Origin of the sequence: Caballeronia sp. GAFFF1 (assembly GCF_023630705.1) — a bacterium.
GTDB lineage: Bacteria > Pseudomonadota > Gammaproteobacteria > Burkholderiales > Burkholderiaceae > Caballeronia.
In genome coordinates this window covers 1-19,572 of sequence record NZ_JALQEM010000004.1, presented here as the reverse complement: position 1 = coordinate 19,572, position 19,572 = coordinate 1, and the positions used below count along the sequence as shown (strand labels likewise).

Annotated in this window: 23 protein-coding genes and 1 other RNA gene; 10 read left to right on the top strand and 14 right to left on the bottom strand. The window is 63.3% G+C overall.

From position 1 onward, the window contains the following. Positions 1-94 precede the first annotated feature (94 nt). From dusB to NCR37_RS01855, 7 genes are all read left to right on the top strand, one after another. Positions 95-1,186 carry a tRNA dihydrouridine synthase DusB gene (dusB, locus tag NCR37_RS01885; RefSeq protein WP_250471255.1) on the top strand — a complete coding sequence of 364 codons (1,092 nt, stop codon included), beginning with the start codon at positions 95-97 and terminating at the stop codon, positions 1,184-1,186. Then, positions 1,183-1,416, top strand: a complete 234-nt coding sequence (locus NCR37_RS01880) for a Fis family transcriptional regulator (RefSeq protein WP_175939453.1) — start codon at positions 1,183-1,185, stop codon at positions 1,414-1,416. Before dusB ends, NCR37_RS01880 begins: the two co-directional genes overlap by 4 nt. A 64-nt stretch (positions 1,417-1,480) precedes the next feature. Then, positions 1,481-3,046 carry a bifunctional phosphoribosylaminoimidazolecarboxamide formyltransferase/IMP cyclohydrolase gene (purH, locus tag NCR37_RS01875; RefSeq protein ID WP_250471254.1) on the top strand — a complete coding sequence of 522 codons (1,566 nt, stop codon included), beginning with the start codon at positions 1,481-1,483 and terminating at the stop codon, positions 3,044-3,046. A 90-nt stretch (positions 3,047-3,136) separates the two neighbouring features. Further along, positions 3,137-3,679: a crossover junction endodeoxyribonuclease RuvC gene (ruvC, locus tag NCR37_RS01870; protein WP_175939451.1), complete on the top strand. Its 543-nt coding sequence runs from the start codon at positions 3,137-3,139 to the stop codon at positions 3,677-3,679. A 24-nt stretch (positions 3,680-3,703) separates the two neighbouring features. After that, positions 3,704-4,285 (top strand): Holliday junction branch migration protein RuvA, encoded by a 582-nt coding sequence (gene ruvA / locus NCR37_RS01865; RefSeq protein ID WP_250471253.1) that lies wholly within the window; start codon positions 3,704-3,706, stop codon positions 4,283-4,285. A gap of 80 nt (positions 4,286-4,365) precedes the next feature. After that, positions 4,366-5,427, top strand: coding sequence for a Holliday junction branch migration DNA helicase RuvB (ruvB, locus tag NCR37_RS01860; protein WP_175939449.1), 1,062 nt, complete (start codon positions 4,366-4,368; stop codon positions 5,425-5,427). A 3-nt stretch (positions 5,428-5,430) separates the two neighbouring features. Then, positions 5,431-6,333, top strand: a complete 903-nt coding sequence (locus NCR37_RS01855; protein ID WP_250471252.1) for an oxygenase MpaB family protein — start codon at positions 5,431-5,433, stop codon at positions 6,331-6,333. Here the strand turns inward: NCR37_RS01855 and NCR37_RS01850 are convergent. Genes NCR37_RS01850 through tyrS form a run of 3 tightly spaced genes read right to left on the bottom strand, consistent with a single transcriptional unit; the run spans position 6,330 to position 8,693 of the window. Beyond that, positions 6,330-6,977 (bottom strand): histidine phosphatase family protein, encoded by a 648-nt coding sequence (locus NCR37_RS01850; protein WP_250471251.1) that lies wholly within the window; start codon positions 6,975-6,977, stop codon positions 6,330-6,332. The genes NCR37_RS01855 and NCR37_RS01850 overlap by 4 nt on opposite strands. Continuing rightward, entirely contained in the window at positions 6,974-7,432 is a 459-nt protein-coding gene (gene dtd, locus NCR37_RS01845) for a D-aminoacyl-tRNA deacylase (protein WP_250471250.1), read from the bottom strand. The genes NCR37_RS01850 and dtd overlap by 4 nt, the downstream gene beginning before the upstream one ends. A 4-nt stretch (positions 7,433-7,436) precedes the next feature. Further along, a complete protein-coding gene (tyrS, locus tag NCR37_RS01840; RefSeq protein WP_250471249.1) occupies positions 7,437-8,693 on the bottom strand; it encodes a tyrosine--tRNA ligase in 1,257 nt (418 codons plus the stop codon). Positions 8,694-8,979: 286 nt separating this feature from the next. Between tyrS and NCR37_RS01835 the strand changes: the two genes are divergently transcribed. Next, on the top strand, positions 8,980-10,110 hold the full coding sequence (locus tag NCR37_RS01835; protein WP_350029042.1) for an anhydro-N-acetylmuramic acid kinase: 1,131 nt from the start codon (positions 8,980-8,982) through the stop codon (positions 10,108-10,110). 76 nt (positions 10,111-10,186) lie between these two features. Here NCR37_RS01835 and erpA read toward each other — a convergent pair whose 3' ends face one another. The 3 genes from erpA to rplM all read right to left on the bottom strand — a co-directional run bounded on the left by erpA (position 10,187) and on the right by rplM (position 11,583). Then, positions 10,187-10,552, bottom strand: coding sequence for an iron-sulfur cluster insertion protein ErpA (gene erpA / locus NCR37_RS01830; protein ID WP_175939444.1), 366 nt, complete (start codon positions 10,550-10,552; stop codon positions 10,187-10,189). Between the two features lie 199 nt (positions 10,553-10,751). Then, positions 10,752-11,144 (bottom strand): 30S ribosomal protein S9, encoded by a 393-nt coding sequence (rpsI, locus tag NCR37_RS01825; protein ID WP_008351569.1) that lies wholly within the window; start codon positions 11,142-11,144, stop codon positions 10,752-10,754. A 10-nt stretch (positions 11,145-11,154) separates the two neighbouring features. Beyond that, positions 11,155-11,583, bottom strand: coding sequence for a 50S ribosomal protein L13 (gene rplM, locus NCR37_RS01820; protein WP_159835229.1), 429 nt, complete (start codon positions 11,581-11,583; stop codon positions 11,155-11,157). 591 nt (positions 11,584-12,174) lie between these two features. Here rplM and NCR37_RS01815 point away from each other — a divergent pair. After that, complete coding sequence (locus NCR37_RS01815) at positions 12,175-12,597, top strand: OsmC family protein (RefSeq protein WP_159835228.1); 423 nt, start codon at positions 12,175-12,177, stop codon at positions 12,595-12,597. A 59-nt stretch (positions 12,598-12,656) separates the two neighbouring features. On the opposite strand, the gene rnpB is transcribed toward NCR37_RS01815, so the two are convergent. The 3 genes from rnpB to pyrC form a co-directional block, all read right to left on the bottom strand. Beyond that, an RNA gene (gene rnpB, locus NCR37_RS01810) (RNase P RNA component class A) lies at positions 12,657-13,070 on the bottom strand. A 12-nt stretch (positions 13,071-13,082) separates the two neighbouring features. Further along, the gene (locus tag NCR37_RS01805) at positions 13,083-13,922 is read right to left on the bottom strand and encodes a DUF3025 domain-containing protein (RefSeq protein WP_350029041.1); all 840 of its coding nucleotides are present in this window, start codon (positions 13,920-13,922) and stop codon (positions 13,083-13,085) included. A gap of 11 nt (positions 13,923-13,933) precedes the next feature. Next, positions 13,934-15,025: a dihydroorotase gene (pyrC, locus tag NCR37_RS01800; protein WP_250471248.1), complete on the bottom strand. Its 1,092-nt coding sequence runs from the start codon at positions 15,023-15,025 to the stop codon at positions 13,934-13,936. Positions 15,026-15,241: 216 nt separating this feature from the next. Here pyrC and NCR37_RS01795 point away from each other — a divergent pair, with 216 nt between their 5' ends. Then, positions 15,242-16,144: a class II glutamine amidotransferase gene (locus NCR37_RS01795; protein ID WP_350029040.1), complete on the top strand. Its 903-nt coding sequence runs from the start codon at positions 15,242-15,244 to the stop codon at positions 16,142-16,144. Between the two features lie 54 nt (positions 16,145-16,198). Here NCR37_RS01795 and NCR37_RS01790 read toward each other — a convergent pair whose 3' ends face one another. From NCR37_RS01790 to NCR37_RS01770, 5 genes are all read right to left on the bottom strand, one after another. Beyond that, positions 16,199-16,924, bottom strand: coding sequence for an amino acid ABC transporter ATP-binding protein (locus NCR37_RS01790; protein WP_040052979.1), 726 nt, complete (start codon positions 16,922-16,924; stop codon positions 16,199-16,201). Next, on the bottom strand, positions 16,921-17,598 hold the full coding sequence (gene gltK / locus NCR37_RS01785) for a glutamate/aspartate ABC transporter permease GltK (RefSeq protein ID WP_175939440.1): 678 nt from the start codon (positions 17,596-17,598) through the stop codon (positions 16,921-16,923). Before gltK ends, NCR37_RS01790 begins: the two co-directional genes overlap by 4 nt. Further along, complete coding sequence (locus NCR37_RS01780) at positions 17,598-18,338, bottom strand: amino acid ABC transporter permease (RefSeq protein ID WP_206467497.1); 741 nt, start codon at positions 18,336-18,338, stop codon at positions 17,598-17,600. The genes gltK and NCR37_RS01780 overlap by 1 nt, the downstream gene beginning before the upstream one ends. 69 nt (positions 18,339-18,407) lie before the next feature. Next, positions 18,408-19,301 (bottom strand): glutamate/aspartate ABC transporter substrate-binding protein, encoded by an 894-nt coding sequence (locus NCR37_RS01775; protein ID WP_206467496.1) that lies wholly within the window; start codon positions 19,299-19,301, stop codon positions 18,408-18,410. 89 nt (positions 19,302-19,390) lie between these two features. Further along, the coding region (locus NCR37_RS01770; protein WP_250471247.1) for a hypothetical protein at positions 19,391-19,572 on the bottom strand (182 nt) is incomplete at its 5' end.

Genomic DNA, 19,572 nt, shown 5'->3' with positions numbered 1-19,572 from the left:
GTTAAAATACGCGTTTCCCTTCCGCATTCCCGCATCCGTCTGACGCGACACGGCGCTCATTGCCGAACGTTCGCCCGCTCGGTGCCCCGACTTCATGCCCATCATCGGTTCACACGTTCTGCGCAATAACCTGTTCGTCGCTCCGATGGCAGGCGTCACCGACCGGCCGTTCCGCCAGCTGTGCAAGCGCATGGGCGCGGGCTACGCGGTGTCGGAAATGGTCGCGTCGAATGCGCAGTTGTGGAAGAGCGAAAAGACCATGCGGCGCGCGAACCACGCGGGCGAGGTCGAGCCGATTGCCGTGCAAATTGCGGGCGCGGACCCGCAGATGCTCGCCGAAGCCGCGCGTCACAACGTGGCGAACGGCGCGCAGATCATCGATATCAATATGGGCTGCCCGGCGAAGAAGGTGTGCAACGTCGCGGCGGGATCGGCGCTCTTGCAAAACGAACCGCTGGTCGCGCGCATCGTCGAGGCCGTCGTGCAAGCGGTTGGCGTCGGCCCGGACGCGGTGCCCGTCACGCTCAAGATTCGCACGGGCTGGAATCGCGAGAACAAGAATGCGCTGACCATCGCGCGCATTGCCGAGAATGCCGGCATCTCCATGCTGACCGTGCACGGACGCACGCGCGCCGACTTGTATAAGGGCGACGCGGAGTACGAGACCATCGCTGCCGTGAAGGCGTCGGTGAAGATCCCGGTCGTCGCGAACGGTGACATCACGACGCCCGAGAAAGCGCGTGACGTGCTCGCGGCAACCGGCGCGGACGCCATCATGATCGGCCGCGCGGCGCAGGGCCGGCCGTGGCTTTTCCGCGAGATCGAGCACTTCCTTGCGACGGGCGAGCGCATGCCGCCGCCGCGCATCGACGAGATTCAGCAGGTCATGAACGAGCACCTCGAAGATCACTACGCGTTCTACGGGGAATTCACGGGCGTTCGGACTGCGCGCAAGCACATCGGCTGGTACACTCGCGGCCTTTCCGGCGCCAACACCTTCCGGCACCGGATGAATACGCTCGACACGACCAAAGAACAATTGTTCGCTGTGAACGAATTCTTCGACGCGCAAAAGGCGCTGTCAGACCGTCTCGTCTATGTGGACGAGGCCGCGGACGCCGACGAAGCGGCCGATGAGGAATCGTGCGGCGGACAGAACAACACAGACCGACGAATCGCCGCATGAGCAGACATAACATCGAACAATGCGTCCGCCAGAGCCTCGACAGCTACTTTCAGGACCTGGACGGCTCGAACCCGCACGACGTGTACGACATGGTGATCTCGTGCGTGGAGAAACCGATGCTCGAAGTGGTGCTCGCGCAGGCGGGCGGCAATCAGTCGCTCGCCGCAGAGTATCTCGGCATCAACCGCAACACGCTACGCAAGAAACTTCAGCAGCACGGATTGATTTGATTCTTCGGACAAGGCGCGCGCCTCGAGTCCGGCCTGGTTATCCTTTCTGGCTTCAGTGTTCATCATGATCAAGCAAGCGCTCATCTCGGTTTCCGACAAGTCCGGCATCGTCGAATTCGCCCAATCGCTCTCGCAGCTCGGCGTCAGGCTTCTTTCGACCGGCGGCACGGCGAAACTGCTCGCGGACGCGGGACTGCCCGTGACCGAAGTCGCCGACTACACCGGCTTCCCGGAAATGCTGGATGGGCGCGTGAAGACGCTGCATCCCAAGGTGCACGGCGGCATTCTCGCCCGCCGTGATCTGCCGGAGCACATGGCCGCACTCGAAAAACACGACATTCCGACGATCGACCTGCTCGTCGTCAATCTGTATCCGTTCGTGCAGACGGTGGCGAAGGAACAATGCTCGCTGGAAGACGCGATCGAGAACATCGACATCGGCGGTCCGACCATGCTGCGCTCGGCGGCGAAGAATCATCGCGATGTAACCGTCATCGTCGATCCGGCCGACTATGCCGCCGTGCTCGACGAAATGCGCGCGAACGACAACAGCATCGGCTACGCGACGAACTTCCGGCTCGCGACCAAGGTCTTCGCGCACACCGCGCAGTACGACGGCGCGATTACCAACTATCTGACGAGCCTTACCGAAACGCTTCAGCATAGCGAGCGCAACACCTACCCCGCCACGTTCAATCTCGCGTTCGAGAAAGTGCAGGACTTGCGCTACGGCGAAAACCCGCATCAAAGCGCGGCGTTCTACCGCGATCTTTCGGTGCCCGCCGGCGCGCTCGCCAACTACGAGCAGTTGCAGGGCAAGGAACTCTCGTACAACAACATCGCCGATTCCGACGCTGCGTGGGAATGCGTGAAGACCTTCGACGCGCCCGCATGCGTCATCATCAAGCACGCGAATCCGTGCGGCGTCGCCATCGGCGCGAACGCGCACGAGGCTTACTCGAAGGCCTTCCAGACCGATCCGACCTCGGCGTTCGGCGGCATCATCGCGTTCAATCGCGAAGTGGACGAAGCGGCGGCGCAGGCCGTGGCGAAGCAGTTCGTCGAAGTGCTGATCGCGCCTTCGTTCAGCGAAGCCGCGCGCGCCGTGTTCGTCGCGAAGCAGAACGTGCGCTTGCTGCAAATCGCGCTGGGCGACGGCCACAACGCATTCGACCTGAAGCGCGTGGGCGGCGGTCTGCTGGTTCAATCGCTCGATTCGAAGAACGTGCAGCCGCATGAACTGCGCGTCGTGACCAAGCGCCATCCGACGCCGAAGGAAATGGACGATCTGATGTTCGCCTGGCGCGTGGCGAAGTTCGTGAAGTCGAACGCGATCGTGTTCTGCGGCGGCGGCATGACGCTCGGCGTCGGCGCGGGCCAGATGAGCCGCGTGGATTCGGCGCGCATTGCGGGCATCAAGGCGCAGAATGCAGGACTCTCGCTCAACGGCTCGGCGGTGGCATCGGATGCGTTCTTCCCGTTCCGCGACGGCCTCGACGTTGTGGTGAACGCGGGCGCGACCTGCGTGATCCAGCCGGGCGGCTCCATGCGCGACGACGAAGTGGTCGCCGCCGCCGATGAGCACAACGTCGCGATGATTCTTACGGGCACGCGCCATTTCCGCCATTAATCGCGGCAAGTTCATTTAGTATTGGCCTGTTTGCGCTTCGGAACGGCGCAAGCAGGCCATTTCACTTTGGACGAGCCGCATCGCGAACGAATGAGAATCTTAGGCATCGACCCCGGCCTGCGCGTGACGGGCTTCGGCATCATCGACATGGCGGGGCACTCGCTCAACTATGTGACGAGCGGCGTCATCAAGACGGCCGACGCCGATTTGCCTTCGCGCCTGAACACCATCTTCGACGGCATTTCGACGCTTATCCGGCAGCACAATCCGGATCAGGCGGCCATCGAGAAAGTCTTCGTCAACGTCAATCCGCAATCGACGCTACTGCTCGGGCAGGCGCGCGGCGCGGCCATCTGCGGGCTTGTCGCGAGCGGCGTGCCGGTCGCCGAATACACGGCGCTGCAACTGAAGCAGGCTGTTGTCGGCTACGGCCGCGCGACCAAGGAGCAGATGCAGCAGATGGTCGTGCGCCTGCTCAATCTCTCGGGCGTGCCGAGCACCGACGCGGCCGACGCGCTCGGCATGGCCATCTGTCACGCGCACGGGGGCACGGGGCTCGCCACGCTCGGCGGCATTGCGCCGTCGCTCGCGAAGAAAGGCTTGCGCGTGCGGCGCGGCAGGCTCATCGGCTAAATCTCTTCATTCGATAACGCAAACATGATTGGTCGCATCGCCGGCGTTCTGCTGGAAAAAAATCCGCCGCACCTGCTCGTCGACTGCAACGGCGTCGGCTATGAAATCGACGTGCCGATGAGCACGTTCTACAACCTGCCGAACGCGGGCGACAAGGTCGTGCTGCTCACGCAGATGATCGTGCGCGAGGACGCGCACTTGCTCTACGGCTTTCTCACGTCGCAGGAACGCTCAACGTTTCGCGAATTGTTAAAGATCAGCGGCATCGGCGCGCGCATGGCGCTCGCGGTGCTTTCGGGCATGAGCGTGCAAGAGCTCGCGCAGACCGTGACGACTCAAGACACCGCGCGCCTCACGCGCGTGCCGGGCATCGGCAAGAAGACGGCCGAACGCCTGCTGCTCGAACTGAAGGGCAAGCTCGGCGCCGATCTCGGCGCAATGGCGAGTGCCGCTTCGCAGTCCGACCATGCGTCCGACATTCTCAATGCGCTGCTCGCGCTCGGCTATTCCGAGAAGGAAGCCCTCGCCGCCATCAAGAACGTGCCGGCGGGAACGGGCGTCTCGGAAGGCATCAAGCTCGCCTTGAAGGCGCTCTCGAAAGCCTGATTCTCCGGTCGCCTGGCGCTGTGCGCCACTAGGCCGTTCGGCCAGGTTCGCGGCGAGAAGGCTCGCTGTACAATCGACTCATGATCGAAACCGACAAACTCGCCGCCGAACGCATCATCTCGGCCACGCCCGTCTCGCCGAACGAAGAAGCCTTCGAGCGCGCGCTGCGACCGCGCCAGCTCGACGAATACGTGGGGCAAGAGAAGGTGCGCGGGCAGCTCGAAATCTTCATCGAAGCGGCCAAGCGGCGTTCCGAAGCGCTGGATCATGTGCTGCTCTTCGGTCCGCCGGGTCTGGGCAAGACCACGCTCGCGCATATCATCGCGCGGGAAATGGGCGTGAATCTGCGGCAGACGTCGGGACCGGTGCTGGAACGCGCAGGCGACCTCGCCGCGTTGCTCACCAATCTCGAAGCGAACGACGTGCTCTTCATCGACGAGATTCATCGGCTCTCGCCGGTCGTCGAGGAAATTCTTTATCCGGCGCTTGAGGATTATCAGATCGACATCATGATCGGCGAAGGTCCGGCCGCGCGCAGCGTCAAGCTGGATCTTCAGCCGTTCACGCTCGTCGGCGCGACCACGCGCGCGGGCATGCTGACGAATCCGTTGCGCGACCGCTTCGGCATCGTGTCGCGGCTGGAGTTCTACAACGCGAACGAGCTCGCGCGTATCGTGTCGCGCTCGGCGTCGCTTCTGAAGGCGGACATCGTGCCAGAAGGCGCGCTGGAAATCGCGCGGCGCTCACGTGGGACGCCGCGTATCGCGAACCGGCTGCTGCGCCGCGTGCGCGATTACGCGGAAGTGAAGGCTAACGGCAGCATCACGGCGGAAGTGGCGGATGCCGCGCTGAAGATGCTGGACGTCGATCCCGTCGGCTTCGACCTGATGGACCGCAAGCTGCTCGAAGCGATCCTGCACAAGTTCGACGGCGGGCCGGTAGGCGTCGATAACCTCGCGGCGGCCATTGGCGAAGAACGCGACACCATCGAAGACGTGCTGGAGCCTTATTTGATCCAGCAAGGCTATTTGCAGCGCACGCCGCGCGGGCGCGTCGCGACCTTGCTGACGTACCGGCACTTCGGCATCGCCGCGCCGGACGGCGGCCCGATCCGCGACCTCTGGGACGCGAACAACGGCTAGCGCATGTCGGATCAGGCAACGTTGGTCACGCGCGTGCGGTCTTCGATTGCACGCGGCATCACGAACCTCACGACCGGCAGCGGGCCGACGCTCGATTACTCCTCGCCGCCGGGCGATCCGGGCCTCTTCGGACCGGACACCATCTGCTGGAAAGTCCACGCCGATTTCACGTCGATGATGACGAGCGGCATCAGCGCGCTGTTGCTCCAGACGCTGCATCCGCTGGCGCTCGCGGGCGTGTGGGATCACTCCACGTTTCGCACGGATATTCTCGGGCGTCTGCGGCGCACGGCCACCTTCATCGCGGGAACCACGTTCGGCAACCGGCACGACGCGCTCGCGCTGATCGAGCGCGTCAAGGGCATCCATATGGGCGTGACGGGCACCGCGCCCGACGGCCGGCCGTATCGCGCGAGCGATGCCGATCTTCTGACATGGGTGCACGTCGCCGAAGTCACGAGCTTTCTCGAAGGCTATCTGCGCTACGTGAACCCTGCTCTGTCAGAGGCGGATCAGGACCGCTACTTCGAAGAAACGGCGCTCGTCGCCCGCCTGCTCGGCGCGCGCGACGTGCCGACCACGCGCGCGCAGGTCGACGCGTATCTCGCCGCCATGCGTCCGCATCTGCACGCAAGCGAGCGCACCCAGGAAGTCATTCGCGTGCTCAAGAATGCGCCGACGCCAAGCGTCGTCATGAAACCGGCGCGCGTGCTGGTGTTCAATGCAGGCGTCGATCTGCTGCCCGACTGGGCGCAGGCCATGCTCGGCCTGTCGTCGCTCGCGCCGATGCGGCGGGTCATTGCGCGTCCCGGCGTGCGGGCAATGGCGCCGGTCGTCCGCTGGGCGCTCGTCAACGGCATCTCGAAGCGTGCGCGCTTGCGAGTTGCCGCAAAGAAGAGCGACTAGGCTGTCTTGCGCAGGCTGTCGTCGGCGGTATCGGTGGCGAGATGGGTTACATCACCCCATGACACCACCGTCGCGTGGCCGCCGTCGTAATCGACCACGTTGAGGCTGCAATTGAGCAGCGGCCAGTTGCGCGGCGCGTCGAGCGGCAGTTTCATCGCGAACCGGTAGATGCAGTCGAGCACGCCGCCGTGCGCCACACACGCGATGCGCCCGCCCGGATGCGCGGCGACGATCGGCTCCATTGCGTGAATCACGCGGTGATAGAAGACGCGCAGCGATTCGCCGCCGGGCGGCGTGAAGCCGGGATCGCGCGTTTGCCATTCGACGTACTCGGCCGGAAACTTCTCGCTGATTTCGTCGCTGTCGTGGCCCTGAAACGCGCCGTAGTTTCGTTCGCGCAAGGCTTCGGACAAGCGGAGGTCGAGTTTGAGCGCATCGGAAAACGGGCGGGCGGTCTGTTGCGCGCGTAGAAGATCGCTGCTGTAGACGGCGTCGAGCCGCCCCTCCCGCGCGAGACGCGCGCCCAGTTGCTCGGCTTGCAGCACGCCATGCACGGACAGCGGAATGTCGATATGCCCCTGAATGCGCTTCACGCGATTCCAGTCGGTCTCGCCGTGGCGGATGAACAAGACCTGAGTCGTCATGGCCGCACCTGCAGCCAGAACGTGACCGGCCCGTCGTTGACGAGCGACACCTGCATCTCGGCGCCGAATTCGCCGGTCTCGACGATCGGATGCTTCGCCCGCGCCTCGCGCACGAAGTAATCGAAGAGCCGTTTCCCCTCGTCGGGCGGCGCGGCCGGCGTGAAGCTCGGGCGCAGTCCGCTCGACGTATCGGCGGCGAGCGTGAATTGCGACACGAGCAGCACGCCGCCCGCCCGCCCTGCGCCGTCGATGTTCTGCACGGACAGGTTCATCTTGCCCGCCGCGTCGCTGAACACGCGATACGCCAGCATCTTCGCGAGCAGCTTGTCGGCTGCGGCTTCGTTGTCGCCCCGTTCGGCGCAGACGAGCGCGAGCAGGCCCGCGTCGATCGCGCCGGTCACGCGCTCGCCGACGCGCACGTCCGCGCGCCGCACTCGTTGGATAAGGGCGATCATCCGCTTACGCCGTAAGCGTGATGCGCGCGAAGCGGCGCTTGCCTACCTGCACGACGAACTCGCCCGGCTCGACCTTCAAACCCTTGTCGGACACCGTCGCGCCGTCGATCTTCACGCCGCCCTGCTCGATGTTGCGCAGCGCCTCGCTCGTAGACGGCACGAGCCCCGCCTGCTTGAGCAACTGGCCGATGGCAAGCGGCGCGCCCGCGAGCGTGACGGTCGGAATATCGTCCGGCACGCCGCCCTTCGCGCGATGGTTGAAGTCTTCGAGCGCGCGCTCGGCGTCCGCCGGCGAATGGAACCGCGCGACGATTTCCTGCGCGAGCATTACCTTGAAGTCGCGCGGATTGCGGCCGCCTTCGGCTTCCTGCCTGAAGCGCGCGATCTCTTCCATGCTGCGGAACGACAGCAGCTCGAAGTAACGCCACATGAGCGCGTCGGAGATGCTCATCAGCTTGCCGAACATCTCGGTCGGCTTCTCGCTGATGCCGACATAGTTATGCTTCGACTTCGACATCTTTTCGACGCCGTCGAGCCCTTCGAGCAGCGGCATCGTCAGAATGCATTGCTGCTCCTGGCCATATTGCTTCTGCAATTCGCGGCCGACCAGCAGGTTGAACTTCTGATCCGTGCCGCCGAGTTCGAGATCCGCGTTGAGCGCCACCGAGTCGTAGCCCTGCATCAGCGGATAAAGGAATTCGTGAATCGAGATGGGCACGCCGGTCTGGAAACGCTTGGTGAAATCTTCGCGTTCGAGAATGCGCGCCACCGTGTAGCGCGAGGCCAGCTTGATCATGCCGTCCGCGCCGAGCGGCATGGACCATTCGCTGTTGTAGCGAATCTCGGTTTTCTCGCGGTCGAGCACCAGCGACGCCTGCTCGAAATACGTCTTGGCGTTCATTTCGATCTGCTCGCGCGTGAGCGGCGGGCGCGTGGCGTTGCGGCCGGACGGATCGCCGATCAGCGACGTGAAGTCACCGATCAGGAAAATCACCTGATGCCCGAGGTCCTGCAACTGGCGCATCTTGTTGAGCACCACCGTATGGCCGATGTGAATGTCCGGCGCGGTCGGGTCCAGCCCGAGCTTGATGCGCAACGGTTTGCCCGTGGCGGCGCTCCGTGCGAGCTTCTGCGCGAACTCGTCTTCGATCAGCAGTTCGTCGCAGCCGCGCTTGGCGATCGCGAGGGCGGCGCGCACGTCGTCGGTGATCGGAAAGGCCTCGCGCGGCGGCGCGGAAGAAGCGTTGGAGTCAGTGGTCATGCTTGCGGCTTGTGATGTGAAAGATTGCGATGGCGCCGTCCTGGACGGCCTCGCGCGGTGCTTAATGGCGTGATGGGCGTAATGGCTTGTTCAGGCTCACGATTTTACGCGATGAGGCACGCATTCGGTCCGTTCGGCGGCGCGCGGATGTCCGGCGGCGGGCGGCGGGCGGCGGGCGGCGGCCGCGTCTTAACGATCGGCACGGATGCGCGGATAATCCCGCGTTGATGGACAAGCACCGACGAGCATCGACGAGGAGGGGAACGTGGGGAAAAAAGCCGAAGTAATCGAACCCGGCAAGGCAGACGGCGTGTACTTCGGCCTGATGTCCGGCACGAGCATGGACGGCGTCGACGGCGTCGCGGTGCAGTTCGCCGCGGGCAAGCCGCCGGTCGTGCTCGGCGAGGCGCACGTGTCCTTCTCCGAGGGCCTGCGCGACGCGCTCTTCGCGTTGCAGGCGCCGGGCGACAACGAACTGGAACGCGAGGCGCTCGCCGGCAATGCGCTCGCCACGCGCTACGCCGTCTGCTGCCACGAGTTGCAGAGCGTGAGCGGCTATTCGTCGACGAAGGTGCGCGCGATCGGCGTGCACGGTCAAACGGTGCGGCATCGGCCGGAAAAGGGGTACACGCGGCAGATCAACAATCCCGCGTTGCTCGCCGAGATGACGAACATCGACGTGATCGCCGATTTTCGCAGCCGCGACGTAGCCGCCGGCGGTCAGGGCGCGCCGCTCGTGCCGGCTTTTCATGCGACGATTTTCGGCGCGAAGAACGAGACGCGCGTCGTCTGCAATCTCGGCGGCATCAGCAATATCACGGTTCTGGCGGCGAGCGGCGCGGTACGCGGCTTCGACTGCGGCCCGGCGAACGCGTTGCTGGATGAATGGGCGCACCGGCATCTGAACAAGCCGTACGACGACGGCGGAAAGTTCGCGGCGCGCGGCGAGGTGAATCGGCCGCTGCTCAACGCGCTGCTCGACGAGCCGTTTTTCGAGGAAGCGCCGCCGAAAAGCACCGGCCGCGATCTCTTCAATCCGGCGTGGCTCGATGCCAAGCTCGCGCCCTTCGCGGCGCTCGCCCCCGCCGACGTGCAAGCAACGCTCACCGCGCTCACGGCCGTGACGGTCGCGCGCGAGATAGAGCGCCACGCGTCCGACGCCCGCGCTGTCTACGTGTGCGGCGGCGGCGCGCGCAATCCGGTGCTCATGCAAATGCTGCAACAGGCGCTCGATGAAACCGGCGTCTCGGGCGTGCCCGTCATGACCACCGAGGCGCTCGGCGTGCCGCCGCAGCAAGTCGAAGCGTTCGCGTTCGCCTGGCTAGCGATGCGCTGCGTGGCGCGCGAGCCCGGCAATCTCGCGTCGGTGACGGGCGCGGCGGGCGAGCGCGTGCTGGGCGCGATCTACCCGCGCTGAACGCTTTGGCGAGCGGAAACGAAAAACGGAGCCCGAAGGCTCCGTTTGTCATCAAACATCAGACTGCGCTCGGCGCTCAGACCGAGAACGACGAACCGCATCCGCAAGTCGTGGTCGCGTTCGGATTCTTGATCACGAACTGCGCGCCGTTGAGATCGTCCTTATAGTCGATTTCCGCGCCGACGAGGTATTGATAGCTCATCGAATCGACCAGCAATTGCACGCCGCTTTTGTCCATCACGGTGTCGTCTTCGTTGATTTCTTCGTCGAACGTGAAACCGTACTGGAAGCCCGAGCATCCGCCGCCTTGCACGAACACGCGCAGCTTCAGATCCGGATTGCCTTCTTCGTCGATCAATTGCTTGACCTTGTCGGCAGCAGCGTCGGTGAAGACGAACGGCATCGGCATTTCGGTCGTGGGGGTGTCGCTGACTGCGCTCATTGAACTCTCCAATTTAGCTTCTAGCCGCTATTGTAGGGCTGATCTCAAAATCGTGCCGAAAGCCCATGGAATCAAGAGGCTATATGCAAATTCGACTGATTCGGGCAAATTGCGGCAAAAAGAAAAAGCCGCCGGCACCTTGCAGTGCGGGCGGCTTTCGCAGCAGCTTCGCCGGCAGAACCGGCGAAACCCGAAGCGATTAACGCTTCGAGAATTGCTTCCTGCGGCGTGCCTTGTGGAAACCGACCTTCTTACGTTCCACTTCACGCGCGTCACGCGTGACGAAGCCAGCGTTCGACAGTTGCGACTTGAGCGTTGCGTCGTAGTCCATCAGCGCACGGGTGATGCCGTGGCGGACCGCGCCTGCCTGACCCGTTTCGCCGCCGCCGTTCACGTTGACCTTGATGTCGAACGTGGTGGCGTGGTTCGTGAGTTCCAGCGGTTGACGCACGATCATCAGCGACGTTTCGCGCGAGAAATAGTCGGCGATGGGCTTGCCATTGACGATGATCTCGCCCTTGCCCGACTTGATGAAGACACGAGCGACGGCGCTCTTGCGGCGGCCCGTACCGTAGTTCCAGTTACCGATCATGTGGGCTCCCTTAGATCTCGAGCGACTTGGGCTGTTGAGCCGTGTGCGGATGCGTGGCTTCAGCGTAGACCTTCAGCTTCTTGATCATCGCGTAGCCGAGCGGGCCCTTCGGCAGCATGCCCTTCACAGCCTTCTCGAGCGCGCGGCCCGGGAAACGCTCTTGCATCTTGCCGAACGTCGTTTCATAGATGCCGCCCGGGTAGCCCGAGTGACGGTAGTACTTCTTGTCCGTGGTCTTGTTGCCGGTGACCTTCAGCTTGCCGGCATTGACGACGATGATGTAATCGCCGGTGTCGACGTGCGGAGTAAATTCAGGCTTATGCTTGCCGCGAAGACGGCGTGCCACTTCGCTGGCGACACGGCCGAGAACCTTATCCGTCGCGTCAATCACGTACCATTCGCGCGTCACCTCTTCGGCTTTTGCGGAAAACGTCTTCATGATCGATCCAAAAATTAATCTGCCCTTTACTCTTTACCTTGTTCGGTCCTGCTTATATGAGTGCGCTAAATGACTTTCCTTGCGCGTGCAGGCTCTCCCTGACTTCTCTCCGCGGGCGTGTGACGAAGAGAACTTTGAAGTATAGCGGGAAAACGCTCGTTGCGTCAAAGGGTTGCGGCGCTCGGTGGCCAATTGCGGACGGCGCGCGGCTCTCCGAACGAAAAAAAGCCCGAGCATTTGAAGCTCGGGCTCAATCCACCTAGGAGGAGGTGGAGGAGACGCTGTAGGTTCGTCGACTGCCTCGTCGACAACAACCAATGGCCTGAGTATAGGCACGGTCATGCTGCAAAGCAAGAAGATTCGCATTATGAGAGTTCATTTCATAATGTGGTTTCACCGTGCGCCGTCGCCGCGGCGTTTCTTCCTGCGGAGGCGAGATCTCCGACCGTCAGCGTGGCGCGCGCGGCTAAGCGGATTCCGGCTTCCCACCCGCGTCAATCGGAGAATGCGCGGACTCGGTCTGCGATGACCGTTCGATGAACCGCTACAATGAAAGCTGTTTACAACGCGTCAAGCGGGCGGAGCCTTAGCATGGAATGCAAAGTGAGCTGGATGGGACAGGACGGCATGGCGTTCGCCGCCGAAACCGGTAGCGGTCATCTCGTCAACATGGACGGCGCGCCGGAAGGCGGCGGCCGCAATCTCGCGCCGCGTCCGATGGAAATGGTTCTGCTCGGTACCGGCGGCTGCACCGCGTACGACGTCGTGATGATCCTGAAGAAAAGCCGCCAGGAAATCGAAGGCTGCTCGGTGACGCTCAAGGCCGAGCGCGCAAGCGAAGACCCGAAGGTGTTCACGAAGATCCACTTCCACTTCACGGTGACGGGGAAGAACCTGAATCCCGCGACGGTCGAGCGCGCCATCAATCTGTCGCACGACAAGTATTGTTCCGCGTCGATCATGCTCGCCAAGACGGCGGAACTGACGCATTCGTTCGATATCGTCGAACGATAAGCGCGTCGCAGAAAAAAGAGCCGGCGTCAGGCAAGACGCCGGCTCTTTCTTTTGAATGACGACAAAGCGGGCCGATAAGCCGGATTCTGTGCGCGCGCCGCCCGAAGGCGAACGCGCGTGGCAGCCATTCCTCTAGGCGCGCCATTGCTGACGCGCTCGAGCTTCCTACCCGCAGACGAACGGGGGCACCGTCCTGCATCGCGAAGATGCGCGCCTGCCTATTTGGAATTGCTCCGGGTGGAGGTTACCGTGCCGGCACGTCTCGCGACGGCCGCGGTGCGCTCTTACCGCACCGTTTCACCCTTACCTGATCTCCGGACTTGCGTCCGAAGCCATCGGCGGTTTGCTTTCTGTTGCCCTGTTCCGCGTGTTGCCACGGATGGCCGTTAGCCATCACCCTGCCCTGTGGAGTCCGGACTTTCCTCGCCCTCGACGCTGGTGAGCGCCGAAGCCGCGACTGCCTGGCCTGCTTTGCGGCGTCGATTCTAACATGCGGCTTTCGCGTGCTTTGCTGCGCCTGCCGCGATGCGCCGGCCGGGACGGAAGACGGACGGGTCGTCATAGAACGCGGCGTCCGCGTTCGCGTCGCACCAGCCGGGCACGCCCAGCACCGGCAGCGGTGCGAACGCGCGGCTCGCGGGCGGCTCGGCCATCAGGCTGCGCGAAACGAGATCGTCGAGCATGGAGCGGCGGGCGGCATCGTCCGATGAGAAATACGCGGCCGGCACGTTCACGATCCACGCGTGCCCCGTGCACGCCTTGTATGGCGCGACGAGCTTTTCGAGCAACGCGTGGCCGAAAACGCGCGCCTCGCACCGGCTGCCCCACGACGCGCGTTTCGCGATGAACAACTCACGCCAGTCGAAGCGGCGCAGCGCATCCGCGAGCGATGCGTCGGCGCACGCGAACAGCACCGCGTTTTCGTCGAAGAGCGTGAGCGCATCGCGCACGCCGCCGCGCGTCGGGCCGATGCCGAGCGCGTCGATCTGCTCTGCCTGACACGCGTTGAGCGCCACCTTGATGCGCGGATACTGAAGCCACATCAGGCCGTTGAAGAAATCGTGCAGATTGTGGCGCGTCGGCACGCAGCCGGTCGTGGCGATATGCGCCTCGTACGACGCGCCCTCCGCCAGCGATTCCTGCGCGACGAACGCGAGCGTCAGGCCGCGTCCGGTCACGAGCGCGGCTTGCGCGGCGTCGTCGTTCAGTGCTTCGAGATAGCGCGCCGGACCATCCAGCGCCGCCGCCTGCCAGCGTTCGCCGCGCGACGCGAGCGGCGCGAGCCACGGACGCGTCCAGTCGATCTCGTCGAAACGCGCGGACACCGCTGCGACCGTCAGGCCGATTCCACGAACCGCCAGCCGATCGACTCGCCGCCGCGCAGCGGGACGATCTGCGAATCCCCGGCGGCGAATTCGGCGGGCAGCGTCCACGACGCGCGCTCGAGCGTCACCGTCTCCGCGCTGCGCGGCAGGCCGTAAAAATCCGCGCCGTGGAAACTTGCGAAGCCTTCCAGCTTGTCGAGCGCGCCGGCCTTGTCGAAGGCTTCGGCATAGAGTTCCAGCGCGTGCAGCGCCGTGTAGCAGCCCGCGCAGCCGCACGCGTGCTCCTTCAGGCCCTTCGGATGCGGCGCGCTATCCGTGCCGAGGAAAAAGCGCGGATTACCGGACGTCGCCGCCTCGACGAGCGCCACGCGATGCGTCTCCCGCTTGAGCACCGGCAAGCAGTAATAGTGCGGACGGATGCCGCCGACGAGCATGGCGTTGCGGTTGTACAGCAGGTGATGCGCGGTGATCGTCGCGCCGATGGTGCCTTGCGCGTCGCGCACGTAGTCGGCAGCGTCTTTCGTCGTGATGTGCTCGAAGACCACCTTGAGCGCGGGAAAATCGCGGCGCAGCGGCGTCATCACGCGGTCGATAAATACTTTTTCGCGGTCGAACACGTCGATGTCGCTGTCCGTCACTTCGCCATGCGTCAGCAGCGGCATGCCCACTTCCTGCATCGCTTCGAGCGTTTTCGCGCACTTGCCGAGCAGATCCGTCACGCCCGCATCGGAATTCGTCGTCGCGCCGGCCGGGTACAGCTTCACGCCGTGTACGAAGCCGCTGTCTTTCGCGCGGCGGATCTCGTCGGGCGGCGTGTTGTCGGTGAGATAGAGCGTCATCAGCGGCTCGAAGCCCGCGCCCGCGCCCTCCTTCGGCAATGCCGCGAGAATCCGCTCGCGGTACGCCGCGGCCATTTCGGTGGTCGTGACCGGCGGCTTCAGGTTCGGCATGATGATCGCGCGGCCGAACTGGCGCGCCGTATGCGGAAGCACGGCGGCGAGCGTCGCGCCATCGCGCACGTGCAAGTGCCAGTCGTCGGGGCGCGCCAGGGTGAGCGTAGAGGGCGAATCGGGCGAATCGGGCGATGCGGAAGTAGCGGACATGGCGTGATGACGGCGAGGACGTTAAGAGAAAGCGAACCGCAAGCAAAGAACTGCGCAGCCGAGCGGCATACAACCGGAAAAAACCGCCGTGGAAAATCCACAACGGCGGCCGGCGAGCCGCGGCGTTCGATTTTTTCGGGAATGCCCCGGTGATATGCTTGTCGGACATATTGTAACAACCCGACTTCAGGGCTTCGGCCCGCCGCATCGAGCAACATGTGCCAACTTCTCGGAATGAATTGCGCCGAACCGACCGACGTGACGTTCTCGTTCACCGGCTTCGCGGCGCGCGGCGGAATGACGGATCACCACGCGGATGGCTGGGGCATCGCGTTCTTCGAGGACAAGGCGTGCCGGCTGTTCATCGATCATCAGTCGTCGGCGAGTTCGCCGCTCGCCGAGATGGTCAAGCGGTATCCGATCAAGTCGAAGAACACCATCGCGCATATTCGCAAGGCGACGCAAGGGCATATCCTTCTGGAGAACTGCCACCCGTTCATGCGCGAGTTGTGGGGCCGGCACTGGATCTTCGCGCATAACGGCGATCTGAACGGCCACGCGCCGCAACTCACGGGCGTCTATCAGCCGGTCGGCACCACGGACAGCGAACTCGCGTTTTGCGCGCTGCTGCAAGGCTTGCGCGGCGCCTTTCCGTGCTCGCAGCCGCCGCTCGACGAACTTTTCGAGGCGCTCGCCACGCTCACGCGCGAGATCACGCAGTACGGCGTGTTCAACTTCCTGATGTCGAACGGGCAGGCGCTCTTTTCGCACTGCTCCACGCATCTCTACTATCTCGTGCGCAGCTGGCCGTTTTCGACAGCGCACTTGATCGACGCGGACATGTCCATCGACTTCGCGAAGTACACGACGCCGGAAGACCGCGTCGCCGTGATCGCGACCTCGCCGCTCACCGATAACGAAGTCTGGACGCGCTTCGCTCCCGGCGATCTCGCGATGTTTCAGAAAGGCGCGCTCGCGCGGACGCTGAACATTCCGGTCCCCGAGGCAGTCGCGAGAAAGGCGGCCGAACCGCTCGCGAAGGCGTGCGTCGGCTCCGCGCTGAAAATCGACGAGATCCGCACGACGGCGGCAGTCGAATCTGAACTGGGCATCGAATAAAAAACGCGGCGCTTCTTTTCGGAAGCGCCGCGATTCTTTCAAGCGTGCAAAAGCTCAGTGCAGGATCTTCGCGAGGAAGTCCTTCGCGCGGTCGGACTTCGGGTTCGCAAAGAACGCGTCTTTCTGGTCGTCCTCCACGATCAAGCCCTTATCCATGAAGATCACGCGATGCGCGACCTTCTTCGCGAAGCCCATTTCGTGCGTCACGCACATCATGGTCATGCCTTCCTGCGCGAGCTCCACCATCACGTCGAGCACTTCGTTGATCATCTCAGGATCGAGCGCGGAAGTCGGCTCGTCGAAGAGCATCGCGATCGGGTCCATCGAAAGCGCGCGCGCAATCGCCACGCGCTGCTGCTGACCGCCCGACAACTGGCCGGGATACTTGTCCGCATGCGCGCGCAAGCCGACGCGATCCAGAAGCTTCAGGCCCTTCTGCGTCGCTTCGTCGTTCGAACGGCCAAGCACCTTGATCTGCGCGAGCGTCAGGTTCTGCACGATCGACAGATGCGGAAAGAGCTCGAAGTGCTGGAACACCATGCCGACCTTCGAGCGCAGCTTCGACAGATTCGTCTTCTTGTCCGTCAGCGACTGGCCGTTGATGGTGATCTCGCCCTTCTGGAACGGCTCCAGGCCGTTGACGGTCTTGATGAGCGTCGACTTGCCCGAGCCCGACGGGCCGCACACGACGACGACTTCGCCCTTCTTCACTTCGGTCGTGCAGTCGGTGAGCACCTGGAACTGCCCGTACCACTTCGAAACATTCTTGATAGAGATCATCTTGCGACCTTTTTCTGAAGACTTTTGACGAGCGCCGACGCCACCACGCACACCACGAAATAACATGCCCCGGCAAACAGCACCATTTCGACGGTCGTGCCGTCGCGGTCGCCGATGTTCGTCGCCGTGCGGAAGAAGTCCGCGAGACTGATCACGTAGACGAGCGACGTGTCCTGGAAGAGCACGATCGCTTGCGTGAGCAGAAGCGGCACCATCGCCCGGAACGCCTGTGGCAGAACGACGAGCTTCATCGCCTGACCGTAGGTCATGCCGAGCGCGAAGGCTGCGTTGACCTGCCCGCGCGGCACCGCCTGAATGCCGGCGCGGATGATTTCCGAATAGTACGCGGCTTCGAACAGCGAAAACGCGACCATCGCCGATGCGAGGCGAATGTCGATATCCGCCGACAGCCCGAGCACGTTCTGCAGCACCTGCGGCACGATCAGGAAGAACCACAGCAGCACCATGACGAGCGGGATGGAGCGAAACAGCGTGACGTACGCGCCCGCGAACCATTGCAGCGGCTTGATGCCCGAGAGGCGGAACAGCGCGATGACCGTTCCCCACACGATGCCGATCACGATGGCGAGCAGCGTGATCTGCAACGTGATGATGGCGCCCGTCCACAGCGTAGGCAGCGAGCCGATGACGCCACTCCAGTTGAACTGATGCATTACTTGCCTCCGATGTAGCCAGGCAGCCGCGTTTTCGCTTCGATCCAGCGCATCAGCAGCATCACGATGAGGTTGATGAGCATGTACGCGAGCGTCACCGCGATAAACGATTCATAGGTCTGCGCCGTGTAGTCCACGAGCTGACGCGCCTGCGCCGAGAGATCGAGCAGACCGATGGTCGAGGCCACCGCCGAATTCTTGAACACGTTCAGAAATTCCGACGTGAGCGGCGGCACGATGATGCGATACGCCACCGGCATCAGCACGTAGCGATACGTCTGCCATTGCGTGAAGCCCATCGCGAGGCCGGCGTTGCGCTGTCCGCGCGGCAACGCGTTGATGCCCGAGCGCACCTGTTCGCACACGCGCGCGCCGGTGAACAGCCCGAGACAGATGATCGACGACGAAAAGAACTGCGCGGAAGGCGGCAGTTGCTTGAACCAGTTGCCGATGGAAGCCGGCAGCAGTTCCGGTATCACGAGATACCAGATGAAGAACTGCACGATCAGCGGAATGTTGCGGAAGATCGCGACATACACGGTGCCGATGCCGGCCAGCGTGCGATTCGGGACCGTGCGCAAGATGCCGAACAACGAGCCGACCACGAGCGCGATGACCCAGGCCGCGAGCGACACGGTAATCGTCACCCAGAAGCCTGAAATCAGCCAGCCGAGATACGTGGTGGGCTCGCCGGTGGAAACCGGACTCAGCAAAACGCCCCAGTTCCAGTGATAAGACATGGACTCACTCCAAAAAGAAACGGAAGAAGCAAGGCTCCTTCCGTCTCGTTCGTTCTTTACCCGAACCGGTTAGTCGATTGCCTTGTCATTCGGGCTCTTGAACAGAGCCTTCATGTCTTCGCTTTCCGGGAAGTTCAGGTTGAGCCCCTTCGGAGGAATCGGGCTTTCGAACCACTTCTTGTAGATCTTGTCGGCTTCGCCCGACGTTTCGACCTTCGCGATTGCGTCGTCGACCACCTTCTTGAACTCGGGGTCGTTCTTGCGCATCATGCAGCCGTACGCTTCATGCGATTGCGGCGCGCCGACGATCACGAAATCGCCCGGGTTGTTCGACTTGGCGCGCTCGCCGGCGAGCAGCGCGTCGTCCATCATGAACGCGACCGCGCGGCCCGTCGACAGCGTCAGGAACGACTCGCCGTGATCCTTCGCGCTGATGATGTTCATGCCCATGTTCTTTTCCTGATTCATCTTGCGAAGCAGGCGCTCGGACGTGGTGCCGGCAGTCGTCACGACGGTCTTGCCCTTCAGGTCGGCCCAGTCCTTCACGCCGGAATCCTTCTTGGTCATGAGACGCGTGCCGATCACGAAGATCGTGTTCGAGAAAGCCGCTTGCTGCTGGCGCTCGGCGTTGTTCGTGGTCGAGCCGCATTCGATATCGACGGTGCCGTTCTGCACGAGCGGAATGCGGTTTTGCGACGTCACCGGCGTCAGCTTCACCTTCAGGTTCGGCATGTTGAGCTTCTGCTTGACCGCCTCGACGACCTTCAGCGCGAACTCGTTCGAATAGCCGACGACATTCTGCTTGTCGTCATAGTACGAGAACGGAATGGACGATTCGCGATGCCCCAGCGAGATGACACCCGTATCCTTGATCTTCTTGAGCGTGCCCGCGTCCTGGGCGTAGGCGCCCGTGGCGAAAATTCCCAGCGCGGCGACGAGCAGCGCAGCCTTTTTAACCTTCATGTGTTCGATCTCCTGTGGCGAAAAACCGGGCCAAGTTTAGCAGGGTAATAATTCTGAAAGAATGATCGTTAACCGGTGTTCGTCGCATTTTAGAGACGGGCCGGCGCAACCGAGTGCAACTCCGCGTAGGCGCGCATATTACGCGAATCTGATAAAAAAAGTGGCGGGGGGGCGGGGGGGCCCCCCCCCCGGGCTGGGGGGGGGGGGGGGGGGGGGCCCCCCCCCCCCCCCCCCCCCCCGCGCCCCCGCCGTTTTTTTGGCTTAGCGGGCT